The following is an 18,342-nucleotide window of genomic DNA, read 5'->3' as shown; positions in this document are numbered from 1 at the left end:
ATGCTCAAGATTGTTGTATCAACACGTTGACCGGGAACTCCGCGAGCACGGTGCTCAACATCAACTCCTTGGAAGAGCTGACCGCCGCGCCACGGAAAAGTCCCGTCGAGTTGGCAGGCGACAAGGCAAACGGCAGTACCACCCGGGTGTCGTCCCAGTTCTGTGCCGGGATCAACGGTGTAGCAGCGCCACCGAGCAAGCCGCTGGCCAGGCGCGGGGCGACGACGACGGCGTGTTCACCTTCACCCACGCGCGCAAAGGCAATCACCTTGTCCGCATGCCTGCCCTGTACGGTCAGTGGCAGGTAGGCGCCACGGCGAAACAGTTCGGCGTGGGCCTGGCGGCAGTCCAGCACCCGTGCGATCAAGGCCTGCTTGATGCGGCCGTCGCGCCAGTGCGCCAGCAGCTCGGCTAGCGGCGTGGCGTCGTCCAGGGTGCGACGCCTCGAAGCGTAGTCCACGGGGCGGCGGTTGTCGGGGTCGACCAGGCTGAAGTCCCAGTATTCGTTACCCTGGTACAGGTCGGGCACACCGGGGGTAGTCATGCGCAGCAGGGCTTGGACCAAGCCATTGAGGGCGCCGGGGCAAGCCAGCAGTTGCGCGGCATCGGCCACGGATTTGCGCAGTTGCTGGTGTTCGCTGCCTAGCAGCAGGCTATCGATGTAGCGGGCACAGGCACTTTCGTAAGCCTCGTTCGGCGCGCTCCAGCTGCTGCGTAACTTGGCTTCGCGTAGCGCCTTCTGCTGCCATTGACGGATACGCTCGGCGTATTGGTGCAGGGCGGTTTCGTCGTGCAGGTCGAGCTCCAGCGGCCAACTGCCGAGCAGGGTTTGCAGCAGCATCAGCTCGTCGCCGGGGCTGGGTGCCAAGCCATCGTTCAGCTGCGCGCGCAGCGGTTCTGCCAGTTCACGCCAATGTTCCACTCGGCTGGCCAGCCACGGGGCGCGTTCGCTAAGCACGGCCAAGCGTGCGCGAGTGTCTTCGCCGCGCTTGTGATCATGGGTGGCGGTGGCCAGCAGGTTGTCGGGGAAGTCGCGCAGGCGCCGCTGGGCTTCGTTATGGAAGTGCATGGGCGGGGCGCTGAAGTGCTCGGCCTCGAAGCCTACGTCGTTGCGCGACAGCAGCCGGGCGCTGCGGTAGAAGGCAGTGTCTTCCACGGCTTTGGCCGCGCTCGGCGCGGTCAGCTGCTGGAAGCGCACGCAGGCGTGGCGCAGTTGCTTGCGGGCGCGGCCCGGTGGCAGCCGCTTCCAGGCTTGGCCCCCCAGCCATTGTTCAAGGTGGTCCAGTAGCGGCCAGTCGGCTTCGCCGAGGTCGTGCCGGGCGTTGGCCAGCGCCTGCTGGAAAAACCCTTCGTCTTCAGCGGGGCGCCCGCAGGCGTTGAAGTAGGTACGGTACACGGGGTAATGCGCTACCACTGCCTGCAAGGCCCGGCGAATGCCGCCCAAGGTCAGGTCGCGGGTCATTAGGTCGTTGCGCGCGACCTGCAGCAGCGCCTGGGCGACCGATTCGCAGTCACCGGCGAGGCTGGCATTGAGCACAAGGTAACGCGCCTGACGCACTTCTTCAGGGAAGTCGGGCCGTTCGGTGACGTTCGCCCATAGCTCGGTGAGTGGCGTTTCGCCGGCCGGGTCGTGCTGCAGCAGCGAGACCTGGTTCATGAATTCGTAGCCAGTGGTGCCGTCGGTGAGCCAGTCGCGGTGCAGGTGCTCGCCTGCACCGAGGATTTTTTCCACGTAGATCGGGAAGTGCTCCAACGCAGCCTGCAAAGGCCTTTGCGCCAACAGGCTATCGACCCGACGGCGCAGCTTGCGGCAATAGCCGCGCGGGTCGGCCAGGCCGTCGATATGGTCGATGCGCAGGCCATCCACCAGGCCGCGCTCGATCAGCTCGAACAGCTTGGCGTGGGTGGCCTCGAACACCACCGCGCGCTCCACGCGCAGGCCGCCCAGCTCGTTGATGTCGAAGAATCGCCGCCAGTTGATGTCATCGGCGGCGGTGCGCCAGCTGGCAAGGCGGTAGGTCTGGCGCTCCAGCAGCAGGTGCAAGCGTTTGAAGCCGGCCTCGCTGCGGCTGTCGAAGGCCACCAGGGCCGATTCAAGGTCAGCCCCTTCACGCACCAGGCGTGCCAGTTCGGTTTGTAGCGGGAGCGCTGCGGCCAGTGGGGTGGGTGACTCGTTCAACGCAGTGAAATGTTCGGCCAGGGCCTTGAGCGCAGGCTCCGGGCTGAGTGCGAGAATCCAGCCGTAATCGACTGGGCAGATCGGGAAACTATGCTCGTAATGGACCACGTGCAGCAGCCCCTGCTGCTGGTCGAACTGCAGTGGGATTTCGCCGTTCTTGAGTGCCACGCCATAGTCACTGCCAAGGAACGGCAACAACAGTTGCCCGGCCAGTAGCGGGTCGCTGGAGTGCCACTGGATATCGAAGAACTCGGCATACGGGCTACGCCGGCCCCAGGCCAGCAGGCTTTGCCACCAGGGGTTATCGGCACCGCCCACGGCCATGTGGTTGGATACGGTGTCGAGAATCAGCCCCATGCCATGCTGGCGCAGGGCGGCCACTAGCCGCTCCAGCGCCGCTTCGCCGCCCAGTTCGGGGTTGACGCAGGTCGGGTCGACCACATCGTAGCCGTGGCGGGAGCCGGCGCGGGCCTTGAGGATGGGCGAGGCATACAGGTGGCTGATACCCAGCTGGGCGAAGTACGGCACCAGCGGCACGGCGTGATCGAGGGTGAAATCACTGTGAAACTGTAGGCGCAGGGTCGCAGTCAGCGGCTTCATCGGTCACGCTCCCAGGCCTGTTCGCGGGCCTGGGCCAGCAGCTCCAGGCGCCGTGCGGCATCTTCGTCATCGAGCAGTTCTGCCACCGGTTGGGTGAAACGCCGCCTCCAGTTGGGGTGCCCGGCTGTAGTGCCTGGCAGGTTCGGCTGCTCTTCGCAGCCCAACAGGTCTTCGAGCGGTACCAGCACCAGGGGCGCACGGGTGTGGCCAACGAAGCGGATGGCCGCGTCGATCACGGCGTCGTTGTCCTTCAGTTCGCCGTAGTTGGCCTCCAGGGTGCGGCGCAGGCCGTCGTGTTCTTTCTGGCGGTCTTGGCGCCAATGCAGTTCGGTGGCAGCGTCGATCAGTTGCAAGCGGTGGCTCCAGTCGATGTCGCGGTTTTCCAGCCAGCCGGCCAGCGGGGCCAGGTCGTGGGTGCCGGTTGTGGCAAGGGCGCTGTCTGGCCAGTCCAGAATGGGCTTGAACTGGCCTGGCTGGGTCTGTTCGAAGGGCAGCACGCGCATGCCCAACACTGCTTTCTCGGCAAGTGTTTCGCGCAGGCCGTCGGGCACGGTGCCCAGGTCTTCGCCAAGGATGACTGCCTGGTGGCGCACCGACTCCAGCGCCAGCAGGCGCAACAGGTCGTCCAGCGGGTAATTGAGGTAGGCGCCTTCGCTGGGCTTGGCCCCCTGCGGGATCAGCCACAGCCGGCGCAGGCCCATCACATGATCGATGCGCAGGCCGCCGGCATGTGCCAGGTTCGCCCGCAGCATCTCGATAAAGGCGCGGTAGCCATTACGCTTGAGGCCCTCGGGCGAGAAGGCGCAGATGCCCCAATCCTGGCCGGCGCGGTTGAGGATGTCGGGCGGCGCACCCACGGTCAGGCCGGCCAGCAATTCATCCTGGCGGCTCCATGCCTGGCTGCCGGCACCGTCGGCACCCACCGCCAGGTCGGCGATCAAGCCCACAGCCATACCGTTGCCGCGGGCTGCCTCCTGAGCACGTTGCAGGCCGCGTTCGGTCAGCCATTGGCAAAAGGCATGGAACTCGACCTTGGCCGGGTAAGCATTGGCGAAGGCCGCCACTTCCGGGTGATAGGGGTCGTGCCAGGCCTTTGGCCAGTTGCGCCAGTCGGCGCCCAGGCCGTGCTCTACAGCCTGTGCCTGCAACACCTCGAAGCGGCAGTGGTGCTCCAGGGCCTGGCCACCGGCCTCGCGGAAGCTATCGAAATCCCTGCGCAGCGGATGGTCGCCATGGCTGAACCCGTGGTACAGCGCTTCAAGTAAGCGCAGGCGGGCACTGGCGGCGCGTGGCCAATCAACCAGTGGGCGTTGCTCCAGCTCTTCCAGTTGTTGCTCCAGCCCGCAGGCTTCAATGGCCATGCGCACCTCCCGCTCACCCAGCAGGGCTGCGGGGCTGGCATACAGGGTGTTGAGCAGCAGGCGGCTGGAGGGTGAGTAGGGGCTGTAGTGCTCTTGGTCGATGGCCGACAGTGCATGAATGGGGCTGATGGCCAAGGCATCGGCACCGCGCTCGGCGGCCAGGCGGGCCAGCTGCTCCAGCGCCAGGCAGTCGCCGTAACCGCCATCGCCGGGCCTGCGCAGGCTGTACAGCTGCACTGCCAGGCCCCAGCAGCGTGGGGGGGGCTGCACGTTGTCTGCAAGGCTGTAGCAGCGCGGCGGGGCCACGGCCACGGTGAAGCGGCGGCTGTCTATTTCCACCTGGTGGTAGCCAATGGGCAGGTCACCTGGCAGGCGTGCCTGCTCGTCCAGGCTGAGGGTAACCGAGGTTTGGTCTTCCAAGGTGCAGCGGGCGACGCTGGCAGCGCTGAAATAGCGTGACAGCGCCAATGGCTGGCCTTGGTCGGCGGTCAGCAAGGGCGGCAAGTGTTCGCTGTCTTCGGCGGCTTCTACCGCGCGCAGGCTGGCGGCAATGGCCGTGTCATCGCTGGCCGGGTGGCCAAGGCCTGCGAGTAGCTTGCACAGCACCTCGTCGCTGACGCGCTGGGGCCGGGCGTTGGCGTCGATCCAGTCGCGGCTTAACCCGACGCGGTTTGCCAAGCGGTGCAGGGCGGTTTCGCTCATGGGCGCTCCTGGTCAGGGGGAAGCAGGCTGACCACGCAACTGTACGGGGCCAGTTGGCTATCAGGGTGTTGGGTGTCGCTGGTGTCGAACAGCCGGGTGGCGGCAGCGGGCAGTTCGACGGCCTGCGCAGTTGCCGCCAGGTTCAGGTCGATTCGCAGGGTATTGCCATCGCCCAGCCGCCAGCGTGCGGTCAGTGCTTTGTCGCCATGCACCTCGGCCCCCAGTGAGCGGCTACCGGGCAGGTGCGGGATGACGTGGCGGCGGCGCAGGGCTAGCAGTTGCTGATAAAGGCCGTGCCAGCCGGCGACCACTTCCTTGTTTTGCGGGCGGGAAGACTCGAAGGTCTGTTCGGCGTTGGGGTCGGGAATGTGCTCTCGCTGCTCGGGGTCGGCGAACGCGGTGAAATGGGCGAACTCGCCACGGCGGCCTTCGCGCACAGCGTCTGCCAACGCGTCATGGAAGTCGGTAAAGAACAGGAACGGCCGGCAACTGCCCTCGTCGTCGCCCATGAACAGCAGCGGGATCATTGGCGCCAGCAGCAACAGGCCAGTGGCTGCTCGCAGGGCCGGTGGCGGGCACAGGCGGGTCAGGCGTTCGCCCAAGGCGCGGTTGCCGACCTGGTCATGGTTCTGCAAGAACAACACAAAAGCGCTGGGCGGCAGGTGCCCGCTGGGTTCGCCGCGTGGCGTGCCATGGCGGTTTGCCTGGCCCTGGAACACGAAGCCCTCGGCCAGGCAGCGCGCCAGCTGGTCGATGGGGCGTTGCTTGTAGTCGGCGTAGTAGCCTTCGGTTTCGCCGGTCAGCAGCACATGCAGGGCATTGTGGCCGTCGTCGTTCCATTGCGCATCGAAACCCTGTTCCAGCAGGGCGGCCTGGTTGTGCTCGTTCTCCAGCACTAGCCACACGTGCCGCCCCGGTTCTACGGCGGCGCGTACACGCTGGGCCAGCTCAATCAGGAAATCGGGCTGGTCGATGGCATGCACGGCATCCAGGCGCAGGCCGTCGCAGCGGTAGTCGCACAGCCACATGAGCGCGTTCTGGATGAAGTACTCGCGCACCTGCGGGCGGCGGAAGTCGATGGCCGCGCCCCAGGGTGTCTGCCGGTCTTCGCGGAAGAACGCGCTGGCGTACTGGTGCAGGTAATTGCCATCGGGGCCAAAGTGGTTGTACACCACATCCACCAGCACCATCAGCCCTTCGCCGTGGGCCTGATCGACCAGTGCGCATAACTGCTCGGGGCTGCCGTAGGTATTTTGAGGCGCGTAGGGCAGCACGCCGTCGTAGCCCCAGTTGCGCTCGCCTGGGAACTGCCCCAGCGGCATCAGCTCGACAGCACTGATGCCCACCTCGGCCAGGCGCTGCAGGTGCCGGGCAACCCCGGCGTAGCCGTCGAGCAAACCGACATGCAGTTCCTGAATCACCGCTTCGTGCCACGGCCGGCCTTGCCACGGGTGTTGCCAGGGGTAACCGGCCACATCCACCACCTGGCTTGGGCCTTGTACGCCTTGGGGCTGATAACGCGAAGCCGGGTCAGCCACCTGGAGTTCGCCGTCGATACGGTAATGATAAAGGTCGCCAGCCTTGCACGGGGCAACGCCGGTGAACCAGCCATCGTCATCGGCCAGCAGCGCCACGGGCGGCTGCTGCTCCAGTTCCACGCTCACGCTGCGCGCATCCGGCGCCCAGAGGGCGAAGCGCGCCGACGTGGCGTCCATTAAGTGTGCGCCATGCCTGTGCATCTTCTGACCCTCGCTCAGTAATGGCTCAGCTGTGCCTGCTTGACCAGGTCCTCGTAAAGGCGGGCGTAGGGCTCAACCGCCTGGCACCAGTTGAAGGGTTGGGTCATCGACAGGCAGCGCATGGCGTTCAGCAAGTCCTTCTTGCCGTACACATAGAAGGCGCGGCTGAGTGCCTCGCGGTAGCTCTCCACGGTCGACTCGTTGAACAGAAAGCCCGTGACGCCGCACTCGATGGTGTCGGCCAGGCCACCGGTATTGCGCGCCACCGGCAGCGAGCCGAAGCGTTGCGCGTACATCTGGCTGAGGCCACAAGGTTCATAGCGTGACGGCATCAGCAAGAAGTCGCTGCCGGCGAACATGCGCCGGGCGTCGGTCTCGTTGAAGCCAATACGCACGCCGATGCGGCCCGGGTGGCGCAGCGCCAGCTCGCGCATGGCCTGTTCTTCTTCCGGCTCGCCACGGCCGATGATCGCGATCTGCCCACCTTGTTCGACGATGTAGTCGGCCACACCCAAGGTCAGGTCCAGGCCTTTCTGATAGACCAGCCGTGACACCACGGCGAACAACGGGCCTTCGGATTCCTCCAGGCCGAACAGCTCGCGTACCTCATGAGTGTTGCGCGCCTTGCCTTCCCAGTCGTTGATGCTGAAGTTGTGTTGCAGGTGTTTGTCGGTGGCCGAGTCCCAGCTTTCGTCGATGCCGTTGGGGATGCCGCCAAGCAGGCCTTGCTGGGCTTTGCTGGCGAGAAAACCGTCCAGGCCGCAGCCGAATTCCGGCGTGGTGATTTCCCGGGCATAGGTGGCGCTGACGGTGGTGATGTGGCTGGAGTAAGCCAGGCCAGCCTTGAGGAACGACAGCTTGCCGTAGAACTCCATGCCTTCCTGCTGCATGGCGTGATCGGGAATCGCCAGCTCCGGGCTGCAACCTCGGCTGTACACACCCTGGTAGGCCAGGTTGTGAATGGTGAACAGGGTGGGCGTGTTCAGCCCGCGCCAATGCATGTAGGCCGGGGCCAGGCCCGCGGGCCAGTCATGCGCGTGCACCACTTCTGGCGTCCAGTGGATCTTGCCTTCGCCAGCTGCGATTTCGGCAGCAGCCAGGCCCAGGCGTGCGAAGCGGATGTGGTTGTCGGGCCAGTCGCGACCATTGTTGGCACCATAGGGTGTGCCGTCGCGCTGGTACAGCTCGGGGCAGATCAGCACATAGATGACCAGGCCGTCGGCCATGTCCATACGCCCGATCTTGCACGGCGGCAGGGCCGCGTGGCCGCCTAGCTCACCCACGATGTGGATCGGGTTGTCACTTTCCATCACCTGCCGGTAGCCAGGGATCAGCACCCGCACATCGTGCAGGTGGGCCAGGGCACGGGGCAGGGCGGAGGACACGTCGCCCAGGCCGCCGGTCTTCACCAGGTCTGCGATTTCCGAGGTCACGAACAGAATCTTGCGCATGTTCGGGTTGTGCTGGCGCTGGGCGCCAGGTGCCTTGCCTGTCGTGGCGAAATCCGGGGTGAGCGGCTCGCGGTTGTCCGGTTTGAATGAATCTACGTGAGGCTCGACAGCGGCACTGATCATACTTCTCTCCGTCCCTATGCTTGACCGGGTGCTGGCACCCGTGACGATATTGCGTGTTGGTTCTCTCTGTTTCTGGATTCTGCGTAGTGCGTTCCATGCCCCAGGTTCGTGCGCGCAGGCACAACGCGATCAGCACTCCGGCCGAAGGCGATTGGACTGGTTGGGATGGGTGGGCCGAGCCAGGGAATGTCCCTTGCGTTTGGCCTACTTAGTTCCTGACCTGCCGGCGTTTGCGAAAGTTCGACTTTTTTTCGTCGCTCTTCCGTTGAGCAAATGGCGGGCCGAAACCCGAGTGTAGGAGAGAAAAAGATAAAAAGGTGACCCATTGGTCACTATTGCCATGCGCGGAATAGACGCAAACGTTGGCGTATGTGACCGGATGTGAAAAGAGGTGGGCGAAGGCAGTGCGGGGTGTTTGGAGGATGCGCCAAATTGTGGCTAGGGTGGGGTAACGCACCATGATGGTGCTAGCAGCAAGTCACTTCTTCATCGTGGACAACCCGGTCATCATGGCATTGGATTCTCTACGCGCAGTGAATCCCTTGGCTGGCATTTCTGACAGTTGTGTCATTCAGGGCTAGGGCACCACCATTGTGCCGATCTCCCCTAGGACGAAGGTCATGGAAAAAATTGATCAGCTGACCTCAGTGCATAAGCACTCTTCAGGCATCCCTTATGCACCCTATGGATACTCTGTGTGGCTCGACTCATCTCTGAGCTTCAACGCTCAACACAGGGACTTGCACTCAAAATTTTACCTGCTCGGTAACGGGTATCGGGGATATAAGCCCGAACTTATGCGGTTTAACTCACCCGATACGCTCAGTCCGTTCGGCAAAGGGGGGGCGAACGCATACGCCTACTGCGCTAACGACCCGGTGAATCGCCTGGACCCCTCAGGCCATGTCTTCAAATGGTTGAAACGGGGTGTAGCCAGCATTTTTGGCAACTCCGGCAGGTCGCCAGGACGCCGAACAGATTCAATCACCGCTATTACCCTAAGCGAACCCGGTCCAGTTAAGCGGAGTTCAGATCTCTCTTTTGGGGCGCCTTCGGGAGGTAGCGGTGCGAGTCACGTTCAAACAACGTTCGAGGAAATTCAGCGTCTTGAACGCGACATTATGGATGTGAGGGTTTTTTCGCCGCAAAATCCTCGTGAGGTCAATGCTCAGCTCGAAACCCTATCTGTTTTGCAGCATCGACTTGCTGATGCCCACAAGCGGATTAAACCGAGGGATCAGGTATGGCTAGCCTTGCATGTACGGGAAAGGATTCGTGAAACAAAAAATCACGGATTATCCGTCTCAGATTCAGCCAGCTGGCACAGCCATAGTGAGTTGCGATTGCGCATTACCAGAAGCCTGATTTGAAGAAATCGATCAGAGGCTTACAGCCTTTTCGCCATCACGTTGTTGCGCCAGCAGCAGGTTCAACTGGGCGACCTGTTGGCGCAACTGGTCACGTTCGTCTTTCAGTTTACGCAGCTCATCACGGCGCACGGAGACATAAAGTGTCTGGGTTGGGGTTGCAGGCATCAAGGTACCCATGAGCACACCTCGCGGTTTTGGCTGGTGACAAGTCAAAGCGTAGACGCTTCACGCGGGGCGCATTCTGAATTCTTTTGCAGTTGGTGGGAACTTTTTTGTTTATCGTGGTCTTGCCGTTCGTCGCTGAACCCTCGGGCGGCAGGCTGGACTAATCTGAAACGCTGGACTGTGTTGTCATCCATTTCGTAAGGGAGCATCGGCTCATGCAATTGGGAATCGTCGGGCTGGGCCGCATGGGCGGCAATATCGCAAGGCGCCTGATGCGCGCCGGCCACCGCACCGTGGTGCACGACCGCAACCGCGAGGCCATTACCGGGCTGGAGGGCGAGGGTGCCCAAGGCGCGCACGACCTTGGTGCGCTGGTACAAAAGCTGAAAGCCCCACGCGCAGTGTGGGTGATGCTGCCGGCCGGCGAGCCAACCGAGCAGACCATCGCGCAGTTGGCTGACCTGCTGGAACCGGGCGATGCGATCATCGACGGCGGCAATACCTTCTACAAGGACGACATGCGCCGTGCTGCCGAGCTGGCAAAACGCGGCCTGCATTACCTGGACGTCGGCACTTCTGGCGGCGTATGGGGCCTGGACCGTGGCTACTGCATGATGATCGGCGGCGAAAAGGACGTGTTCGAGCGCCTGGAGCCACTGTTCAAGGCGCTGGCCCCGGGCGTGGGTGACATCCCGCGTACTCATGGCCGCAGCGGCGAGCATCAGCGCGCCGAGCACGGCTATATCCACGCGGGCCCACCCGGCGCCGGGCACTACGTGAAAATGGTGCATAACGGTATCGAGTACGGCCTCATGCAGGCCTATGCCGAAGGCTTCGACCTGCTGCGCAGCAAAGGCGGCAACGAGCTGCCGCAAGACCAGCGCTTTGACCTGAACGTGGCCGAGATCGCCGAGGTGTGGCGGCGTGGCAGCGTGGTAACCTCATGGCTGCTCGACCTCACCGCCGATGCCTTGGTGGCCGACCCGCAGCTGTCGCAGTTCAGTGGCTCGGTATCCGACAGTGGCGAAGGCCGCTGGACCATCGATGCCGCCGTTGAGCAGGCGGTGCCGGTGCCGGTGCTGTCCAGCGCACTGTTTGCGCGCTTCCGCTCGCGCCAGCAGCAGGGCACGTATGGTGACAAGATCCTTTCGGCCATGCGCCTGGGCTTCGGTGGCCACGTCGAGAAGAAAGGCGAATGACCAAACAGACCATTCCAGCCGCACCTCCCTGTACCCTGTTCCTGTTTGGCGCCAATGGCGACCTGGTCAAGCGCCTGCTGATGCCGGCGCTGTACAACCTCAGCCGCGACGGTTTGCTGGACCGCAACTTGCGCATCGTTGGCGTGGACCACAACCCGGCCAGCGCCGAGGAATTTGCAGAGCGCCTGCATGCGTTCATGCTCGAGCGGGATAAAGGCGGCGAGGGCAGCGCCAAGTGCCTGGACGAAAAGCTCTGGGCACGCCTGGCCAAGCGCCTGGATTACCAGACGGGCGATTTCCTCGACCCGGCCACTTACCAGGCCCTCGCCAAGCGCATCGACAAAACCAGCCACGGCAATGCGATCTTCTACCTGGCCACCTCGCCGCGTTTCTTCCCCGAGGTGGCGCAGCGCCTGGGGCAGGCCGGCTTGCTCGACGAGTCTGGCGGCGGCTTTCGCCGCGTCGTGGTCGAGAAGCCATTCGGCACCGACCTGGCCAGCGCCGAGGCGCTCAACGCCTGCCTGTTGAAAGTGATGGGCGAACGGCAGATCTACCGTATCGACCATTACCTGGGCAAAGAGACGGTGCAGAATATTCTGGTGAGCCGCTTCTCCAACGGCCTGTTCGAATCGTTCTGGAACAACCACTACATCGACCACGTGCAGATCACCGCTGCGGAAACGGTCGGCGTCGAAACCCGTGGTGCGTTCTACGACAGCACCGGGGCCCTGCGCGACATGGTTCCCAACCACCTGTTCCAGTTGCTGGCGATGGTGGCCATGGAGCCGCCGGCTGCGTTCGGGGCTGACGCGGTGCGCGGCGAAAAGGCCAAGGTGGTCGGTGCTATTCGCCCATGGTCGGCGAAAATGGCCCTGAAGAACTCGGTACGCGGCCAGTACAGTGCCGGCAAGCAGGGGCGCAAGCCGCTGCCCGGTTATCGGCAGGAGCCCAATGTCGCGCCTGACAGCCAGACCGAAACCTACGTGGCGCTGAAGGTGATGATCGACAACTGGCGCTGGGCCGGCGTGCCGTTCTACTTGCGCACCGGCAAGCGCATGAGCGTGCGCGACACCGAAATTGCCATTTGCTTCAAGCCCGCGCCGTATGCGCAGTTCCGCGAGTCGGAGCTGGAGCGGCCCAAGCCCAACTACCTGAAAATCCAGATTCAGCCCAACGAAGGCATGTGGTTCGACCTGCAGGCCAAACGGCCAGGGCCGGAGCTGGTGATGGAGAATGTGGAGCTGGGCTTTGCCTATAAAGACTTCTTCAAGATGACCTCGGCGACCGGCTACGAGACGCTGATTTACGACTGCCTGACCGGTGACCAGACCCTGTTCCAGCGGGCTGACAACATCGAGAACGGCTGGCGAGCGGTGCAGCCGTTTCTCGATGCCTGGGCCCAGGATGGCGAGGTGCATCAGTACCCGGCCGGTGAAGACGGGCCTGACGCTGGCAATGAATTGCTGACCCGCGACAAGCGCGAGTGGCACCGCTTGGGCTGACCTGATCAAGCTGGGTTGCCTGTGCCGGCCGCTTCGCGGGGCAAGCCCGCTCCCACAGGGAACCCTACTGCACTTAAGCCGTGTGCAGTACCTGTGGGAGCGGGCTTGCCCCGCGAAGCGGCCGGCACAGGCAACAAACCGGTTCAACCGAAAGGAGACTCAATGCCTGCCCACATCGAAGACTATGCCCTGCTGGGCAATTGCCGCAGCGCCGCCCTGGTCAGCCGCGATGGCTCGCTCGACTGGCTCTGCCTGCCACGCTTCGACGCCCCCGCCGTGTTTGCGGCCCTGCTGGGCAACGAAGAAAACGGCCGCTGGCGCGTGGCCCCCTGCGACCCCGTCGAGCACAGCAGCCGCCAATACCTGGACGACACCCTCGTGCTGGAAACCACCTGGGTCACTGCCACCGGCCGTGCCCGGGTGCTCGACTTCATGCCGCTGGGCGAAGTCAATTCGGTGGTGCGGATCGTCGAGGGTCTCAGTGGCGAAACCAATTTTGAAATGGACCTGGTCATGCGCTTCGACTACGGTCGCAGTGTGCCATGGGTGGAACGGCTCGCCCCACTGACCCTCAGCGCCGTTGCCGGCCCTGACCGGCTGATCCTGTGCAGCACCGTCCCCCCGCATGCACTCGACCACCATACCGTCGCGCGCTTTCGTGTTGGCACGGGCGAGCGCCAAATCTTCAGCCTGCGTCACCAACCCTCGCACCTGCCCGTGCAGCCCGACTGCGATATCGACCAGGCTTTTGCCCAAACCGTCGAGCAGTGGCAGGCCTTCGCCACCCGCTGCCCGCAGGTAGGGCCATACACCGCCCTGGTGCGCCGCTCGTTGCTCACCCTCAAGGCCATGACCTACGCCCCCACCGGCGGTATCGTCGCCGCCGTCACCACCTCGCTGCCCGAGCGTGTGGGTGGGGAGCGCAACTGGGACTACCGCTTCTGCTGGCTGCGCGATGCCACCATGACACTGCTGGCCTTCATGAACCTCGGCTACTTTGACGAAGCCCAGGCCTGGCGCGAATGGCTGCTGCGCTCGGTGGCCGGCAACCCTGAGCAGATGCAGATCATGTATGGCCTGGCCGGCGAGCGTGACCTGCAGGAATACACCTTGCCGTGGCTGGCCGGTTACGAGCATTCGCAACCCGTGCGGGTAGGCAATGCCGCGTCGCAGCAGATGCAGCTGGACATCTATGGCGAACTGGCCGATGCCATGTCCCAGGCGATCAAGGGCGGCTTGCCGCGCCATCCGCGCAGCGCCGCCATCTCCCGCCTGATCATGCCTTACGTCGAAGGCATCTGGCGCGAGCCGGACGAAGGCATCTGGGAAGTGCGCGGCGGCCGGCAACAGTTCGTGCACTCCAAGGTGATGGCCTGGGTCGCCTTCGACCGTGCCGCAGGGTTGGCCGACACCACTGAAGAAGGCCGCGAGCGCGGGGACCATTACCGCCAGGTGGCTGACGACATTCACCGCGAAGTTTGCGAGAAAGGCCTGGACCCCAGTGGCCGTTTTTTTGTTCAGGCGTACGGCTCGTCCGAGATGGATGCCAGCCTGTTGCAGATCGCCCTGACTGGCTTCTTGCCCGCAGATGACCCACGCTTTTTGCGCACGCTGGAGCAGGTCGAACAGCGCCTGCTGAAGAACGGCCTGCTGATGCGCTACGACAGTGACAGCTGCAGCGACGGCCTGACGCCGGGGGAAGGCACCTTCCTGGTGTGCTCGTTCTGGCTGGCAGACGTTTATGTATTGTTGGGGCGCCAGGCTGAAGCCGAAGCGCTGTACCAGCACCTCACCGGCTTGAGCAACGACCTTGGCTTGCTGGCGGAACAGTACGACCCGGCCGGCCAGCGCATGCTCGGCAACTTCCCCCAGGCGTTCAGCCATATCGGCATCATCAACACCGCACTTAATCTTCATCGCGCACAGTGCCCGGTGCGGGACCGGGCGAGTTGCGGATAGACGTGCTTCTGATCGCAACCAATGGGTGACGCATCAAGCCATCGCCATCAGCCTGTAATCACACGGATGTTTCAGGCCGCCTGATATAAAAGTGTGAAACGACCGGAGTAGACTAGGCCAAACCCCTACGGCACGGAGCACACATGGGCATTCGCGGTACTGACCGGCAGATCGACAACATCGAGTTCAATGTCAGCGACATCGCAAGCAGCAAAGCCTTCTATGGCAGCGTGTTCGGCTGGGCGTTCACCGACTATGGGCCTGCCTATACCGAGTTCAGTGACGGCCGGCTGACCGGTGGCTTCACCACCGGCGAGCCAGTACGCCCGGGCGGGCCATTGGTCATCTTGTACGCCGACGACCTCGATGCCACACAGCAGCGGGTCGAGGCCGCCGGGGCGACAATCAGCCGGGCGACCTTTGCCTTTCCGGGCGGGCGTCGCTTCCATTTCATCGACCCGGACGGCTATGAACTGGCGGTGTGGACGGCCCAAGCCTGATGGCCAACCACAAGATCGAAATCCGCCGACGCAATATCGAGAAAATTTTGCAGGCGGCGGAAAAGGTGTTCGCCGACAAAGGTTATGGCGCCACGTCCATGGGCGATATCGCCGAGCAGGCCGAATTGCCGCGCTCCAACCTGCATTATTACTTCAGCACCAAGGACGAGCTGTTCCGCGCGGTGCTGCAGGACCTGCTGGATGTGTGGAAGCAGGACGCACTGTGCTTCGAGAACTTCGACGACCCGCGTGTGGTGCTGACCAGCTACATCAGGGCCAAGATGGGCCATTCGCGCTCGCGGCCACTGGGCTCGAAGATCTGGGCCGAAGAGATGCTGCACGGGGCGCCTGTGCTTGGGGTGAACCTGGATGACAGCCTGGTGCCCTGGGCGAAATTGAAAGAAGCCAAGATCCGCCGTTGGGTGGAGGAGGGGCGTATTCTGCCGGTTGAGCCGTCGGCATTGCTGTACATGATCTGGGCGTCCACCCAGCACTATGCCGACTTCGGTTACCAGGTGCAGTTGCTCAATGGCGGCGAGATGCTGTCGGACATGGCGTTCGAGAGTGCGGTGCAAACGGTGACCAGCGTGATCTTGCGGGGGATCGGGCTGGAGCCTTGAACCGAGGTTCCAGCCTGACGCGGTCCATTGTAGGAGCGGCCTTGTGCCGCGATGGGGCGCGAAGCGGCCCCGGCAATTTCGGCGGCGAAGCTCAAACCCCAGGGCCGCTTCGCGCCCCATCGCGGCACAAGGCCGCTCCTACACCGATCGCGTTGCGGGTTCAGGCAGTGATCTACCTCAACTGGCCTCGCGGTAGGGGTTACGCGGGTCCTGTGTCCAGTTCAGGTACGGTTTGCCGGTATCCTGCGCCTGCATCTCGATGCAGTTTTCAACCGGGCAGGTGATCTGGCACAGGTTGCAGCCCACGCATTCCTCCTCGATCACGCTGTAGGCATGGGTGCCATCTGCCTTCAGCGTGCTGGCAATGGCCTGGTGTGAGGTGTCCTCACAGGCAATGTGGCAGCGCCCACAGCCAATGCAGGCGTCCTGGTCGATGTGCGCCACCGATTTGTAGTTGATGTCCAGGTACTTCCAGTCGGTGGTGTGCCCTACCGCCTGGCCACGGAACGCCTCGAGGGTGCGATGCCCATGCTGGTCCATCCAGCGCGCCAGGCCGTCCTTCATGTCCTCGACAATGCGAAAACCATGCAGCATCGCTGCCGTGCACACCTGGACGGCGCCACTGCCCAGGGCCATGAACTCCGCCGCATCACGCCAGTTGCCGATGCCGCCAATGCCGCAGATCGGTAGGCCACGCGTCTGCGGGTCGCGGGCAATTTCTGCCACCATGTTCAGGGCAATCGGCTTTACGGCCGAGCCGCAGTAACCGCCATGGGTGCTTTGGTCGCCGACGATGGGGTGGGCCACCATACGGTCCAGGTCGACGCTGGTGATGGAGTTGATGGTGTTGATCAACGACACCGCATCGGCCCCGCCACGGTGGGCGGCGCGGGCCGACTGACGGATGTCGGTGATGTTGGGCGTAAGCTTCACGATCACCGGCAGCGAGCAGTAGGTCTTGCACCAGCGGGTGACCAGCTCCACATACTCAGGCACCTGGCCGACCGCCGCACCCATGCCGCGCTCCGGCATGCCGTGCGGGCAGCCGAAGTTCAGCTCGATGCCATCGGCACCGGTGGCCTCTACCAGCGGCAGGATGAACTTCCACGAGTCCTCGACGCACGGCACCATCAGCGACACGATCAATGCCCGGTCGGGCCAGTCCTTCTTTACCTGGGTGATTTCACGCAGGTTGATTTCCAGCGAACGGTCGGTAATCAGCTCGATGTTGTTGATGCCCTGCACCAGGCGGTTGGCGCCGTAGTGCGCCGAGTAGCGCGACGACACGTTGACCGCTGCCGGGTCCTCGCCCAGGGTTTTCCAGACCACGCCGCCCCAGCCAGCCTCAAAGGCGCGGACCACGTTGTAGGCCTTGTCGGTTGGCGGTGCGGAAGCCAGCCAGAAAGGGTTGGGTGCCTTGATGCCGGCAAATACGATAGACAAGTCGGCCATTTACGCTGCCTCCACGTTGAGCATGAGTTGGGCATGGATGGCTTCGGCGGCCAGCTTGCCGTGCTGCACAGCCTGGACAGTGAGGTCCTGGCCCAGGGCCGTGCAGTCGCCGCCGGCATATACGCCCGGCAAGCTGGTCTGCAGGGTGTGGTCAACGCGGATGCGCTCACCGTCCCGGGCCAGTTGTGCAGCCACCGGGTCGACGAGGCAGGCATCGTCGAAGCGCTGGCCGATGGCCTTGAAGATGGCATCGGCCTGCAGCTCGAAGGTTTCGCCAGTGTCGCGCAGTCGGCCGTCCGTTAGTTCGGTGCGAGCAAAGCGCATGCCGCGCACCTTGCCGGCGTCATCCAGCAGCACGGCGTCGGGGCGCGCCCAGGTGTGCAGGCGCACCTGGTTAGCCTTGGCGATGTCCTGCTCGTGGCCGGTGGCGCCCATGTCGGCGTGGCCACGGCGGTACACCAGGTTGACGTCGCGGGCGCCCAGGCGGCTCATCTGCACCGCCATGTCGATGGCCGTGTTGCCGGCGCCGATGACCAGGCAGCGGTCGGCCAGCGGCAGCTGGCTCAGGTCGTCTGCCTGGCGCAGTTCACGGATGTACTCGGTGGCGGCGAGCAGGCCGGGTGCTTCCTCGTCTGGCAGGCCTAGCTGGCGCACGGCATTCAGGCCGAGGCCGAGGAACACCGCATCGTACTGGTCGCGCAGTTCGCCCAGGCTGAGGTTGCCGCCCAGGCGCTGGCCATGGCGTATTTCGATGCCGCCAATGCCCAGCAGGAACTCCACTTCCCGCTGGGCGTAGTCGTCGACCAGCTTGTAGCGGGCAATGCCGTACTCGTTGAGGCCGCCCGCCTTGTCGCTGGCCTCGAACACCACCACGTCATGCCCGTGCATGGCCAGGCGATGGGCGCAGGACAACCCGGCAGGCCCGGCGCCGACCACGGCGATGCGCTTGCCGGTAGCCGGTGAGCGCGTGAACGGGTGCTCGGTGAAATGCGCGTTGTCCAAGGCGTAGCGCTGCAACTGCCCGATCAATACGGGTGCACATTCCTGCGCGTTGTTGCGCACGCAGGCCTGCTGGCAGAGGATTTCGGTGGGGCACACGCGGGCGCAGCTGCCACCCAGGATGTTGGCCGAAAGGATGCGCTCGGCGGCACCTTGCAGGTTTTCATCGCTGATGCGGTGGATGAACGACGGGATGTCGATGTCGCTTGGGCACGCATTGACGCAGGGGGCGTCATAGCAGTACAGGCAGCGCGCGCTTTCGACGGCGGCCTGGCGAGCGGTGAGGGGTGGGGCCAGGTCGCTGAAGCGCTCGGCCAGCTGGTCGGCGCCGGCCCGGGGGCGCGGCAAGTGGTTCAGGGCGTCGATCACGGTTGTAGCCTCTCTCTTTATTATATTTGGCTTGCCGGCGATGGGCTGCGCA

The 18,342-nt window shown here is 63.9% G+C and carries 13 protein-coding genes; 6 read left to right on the top strand and 7 right to left on the bottom strand.

Going from position 1 to position 18,342, the window contains the following annotated elements; all coding sequences use genetic code 11:
• Positions 1–4 precede the first annotated feature (4 nt).
• From OZ911_RS19340 to glgA, 4 genes are read right to left on the bottom strand one after another with little or no spacing between them, the layout of a single operon-like run.
• Positions 5–2,779, bottom strand: coding sequence for a malto-oligosyltrehalose synthase (locus OZ911_RS19340; protein ID WP_070086564.1), 2,775 nt, complete (start codon positions 2,777–2,779; stop codon positions 5–7).
• Complete coding sequence (malQ, locus tag OZ911_RS19335) at positions 2,776–4,842, bottom strand: 4-alpha-glucanotransferase (RefSeq protein WP_070086565.1); 2,067 nt, start codon at positions 4,840–4,842, stop codon at positions 2,776–2,778. Before malQ ends, OZ911_RS19340 begins: the two co-directional genes overlap by 4 nt.
• Positions 4,839–6,581 carry a malto-oligosyltrehalose trehalohydrolase gene (gene treZ / locus OZ911_RS19330; protein ID WP_016488157.1) on the bottom strand — a complete coding sequence of 581 codons (1,743 nt, stop codon included), beginning with the start codon at positions 6,579–6,581 and terminating at the stop codon, positions 4,839–4,841. Before treZ ends, malQ begins: the two co-directional genes overlap by 4 nt.
• Before the next feature lie 14 nt (positions 6,582–6,595).
• Entirely contained in the window at positions 6,596–8,155 is a 1,560-nt protein-coding gene (glgA, locus tag OZ911_RS19325; protein ID WP_016488156.1) for a glycogen synthase GlgA, read from the bottom strand.
• 620 nt (positions 8,156–8,775) lie between these two features.
• On the opposite strand from glgA, the gene OZ911_RS19320 reads away from it, so the two are divergent.
• A complete protein-coding gene (locus OZ911_RS19320; protein WP_083283716.1) occupies positions 8,776–9,525 on the top strand; it encodes an RHS repeat-associated core domain-containing protein in 750 nt (249 codons plus the stop codon).
• Between the two features lie 9 nt (positions 9,526–9,534).
• Here the strand turns inward: OZ911_RS19320 and OZ911_RS19315 are convergent, their stop codons facing one another.
• The gene (locus OZ911_RS19315; protein ID WP_016488155.1) at positions 9,535–9,702 is read right to left on the bottom strand and encodes a DUF6026 family protein; all 168 of its coding nucleotides are present in this window, start codon (positions 9,700–9,702) and stop codon (positions 9,535–9,537) included.
• 203 nt (positions 9,703–9,905) lie between these two features.
• Between OZ911_RS19315 and gnd the strand changes: the two genes are divergently transcribed.
• From gnd to OZ911_RS19290, 5 genes are all read left to right on the top strand, one after another.
• Complete coding sequence (gnd, locus tag OZ911_RS19310; protein ID WP_016488154.1) at positions 9,906–10,889, top strand: phosphogluconate dehydrogenase (NAD(+)-dependent, decarboxylating); 984 nt, start codon at positions 9,906–9,908, stop codon at positions 10,887–10,889.
• Positions 10,886–12,391, top strand: a complete 1,506-nt coding sequence (gene zwf / locus OZ911_RS19305) for a glucose-6-phosphate dehydrogenase (protein WP_070086566.1) — start codon at positions 10,886–10,888, stop codon at positions 12,389–12,391. Before gnd ends, zwf begins: the two co-directional genes overlap by 4 nt.
• 162 nt (positions 12,392–12,553) lie before the next feature.
• Positions 12,554–14,350: a glycoside hydrolase family 15 protein gene (locus OZ911_RS19300; protein ID WP_070086567.1), complete on the top strand. Its 1,797-nt coding sequence runs from the start codon at positions 12,554–12,556 to the stop codon at positions 14,348–14,350.
• 143 nt (positions 14,351–14,493) lie between these two features.
• Positions 14,494–14,850: a VOC family protein gene (locus OZ911_RS19295; RefSeq protein WP_023047436.1), complete on the top strand. Its 357-nt coding sequence runs from the start codon at positions 14,494–14,496 to the stop codon at positions 14,848–14,850.
• Positions 14,850–15,470 (top strand): TetR/AcrR family transcriptional regulator, encoded by a 621-nt coding sequence (locus tag OZ911_RS19290; RefSeq protein WP_024717560.1) that lies wholly within the window; start codon positions 14,850–14,852, stop codon positions 15,468–15,470. Before OZ911_RS19295 ends, OZ911_RS19290 begins: the two co-directional genes overlap by 1 nt.
• Before the next feature lie 177 nt (positions 15,471–15,647).
• Here the strand turns inward: OZ911_RS19290 and preA are convergent, their stop codons facing one another.
• Together preA and OZ911_RS19280 are read right to left on the bottom strand one after the other, a co-directional pair.
• Positions 15,648–16,922: an NAD-dependent dihydropyrimidine dehydrogenase subunit PreA gene (gene preA / locus OZ911_RS19285; RefSeq protein ID WP_023047434.1), complete on the bottom strand. Its 1,275-nt coding sequence runs from the start codon at positions 16,920–16,922 to the stop codon at positions 15,648–15,650.
• On the bottom strand, positions 16,923–18,290 hold the full coding sequence (locus OZ911_RS19280; protein WP_268968456.1) for an NAD(P)-dependent oxidoreductase: 1,368 nt from the start codon (positions 18,288–18,290) through the stop codon (positions 16,923–16,925). It lies immediately after the preceding gene.
• Positions 18,291–18,342 lie beyond the last annotated feature (52 nt).

The sequence above is a fragment of the Pseudomonas fortuita genome (assembly GCF_026898135.2).
Classification (GTDB): Bacteria; Pseudomonadota; Gammaproteobacteria; order Pseudomonadales; family Pseudomonadaceae; genus Aquipseudomonas; species Aquipseudomonas fortuita.
Note: the sequence above shows the minus strand (reverse complement) of the source record. Positions and strands in the feature narration are given on the sequence as shown.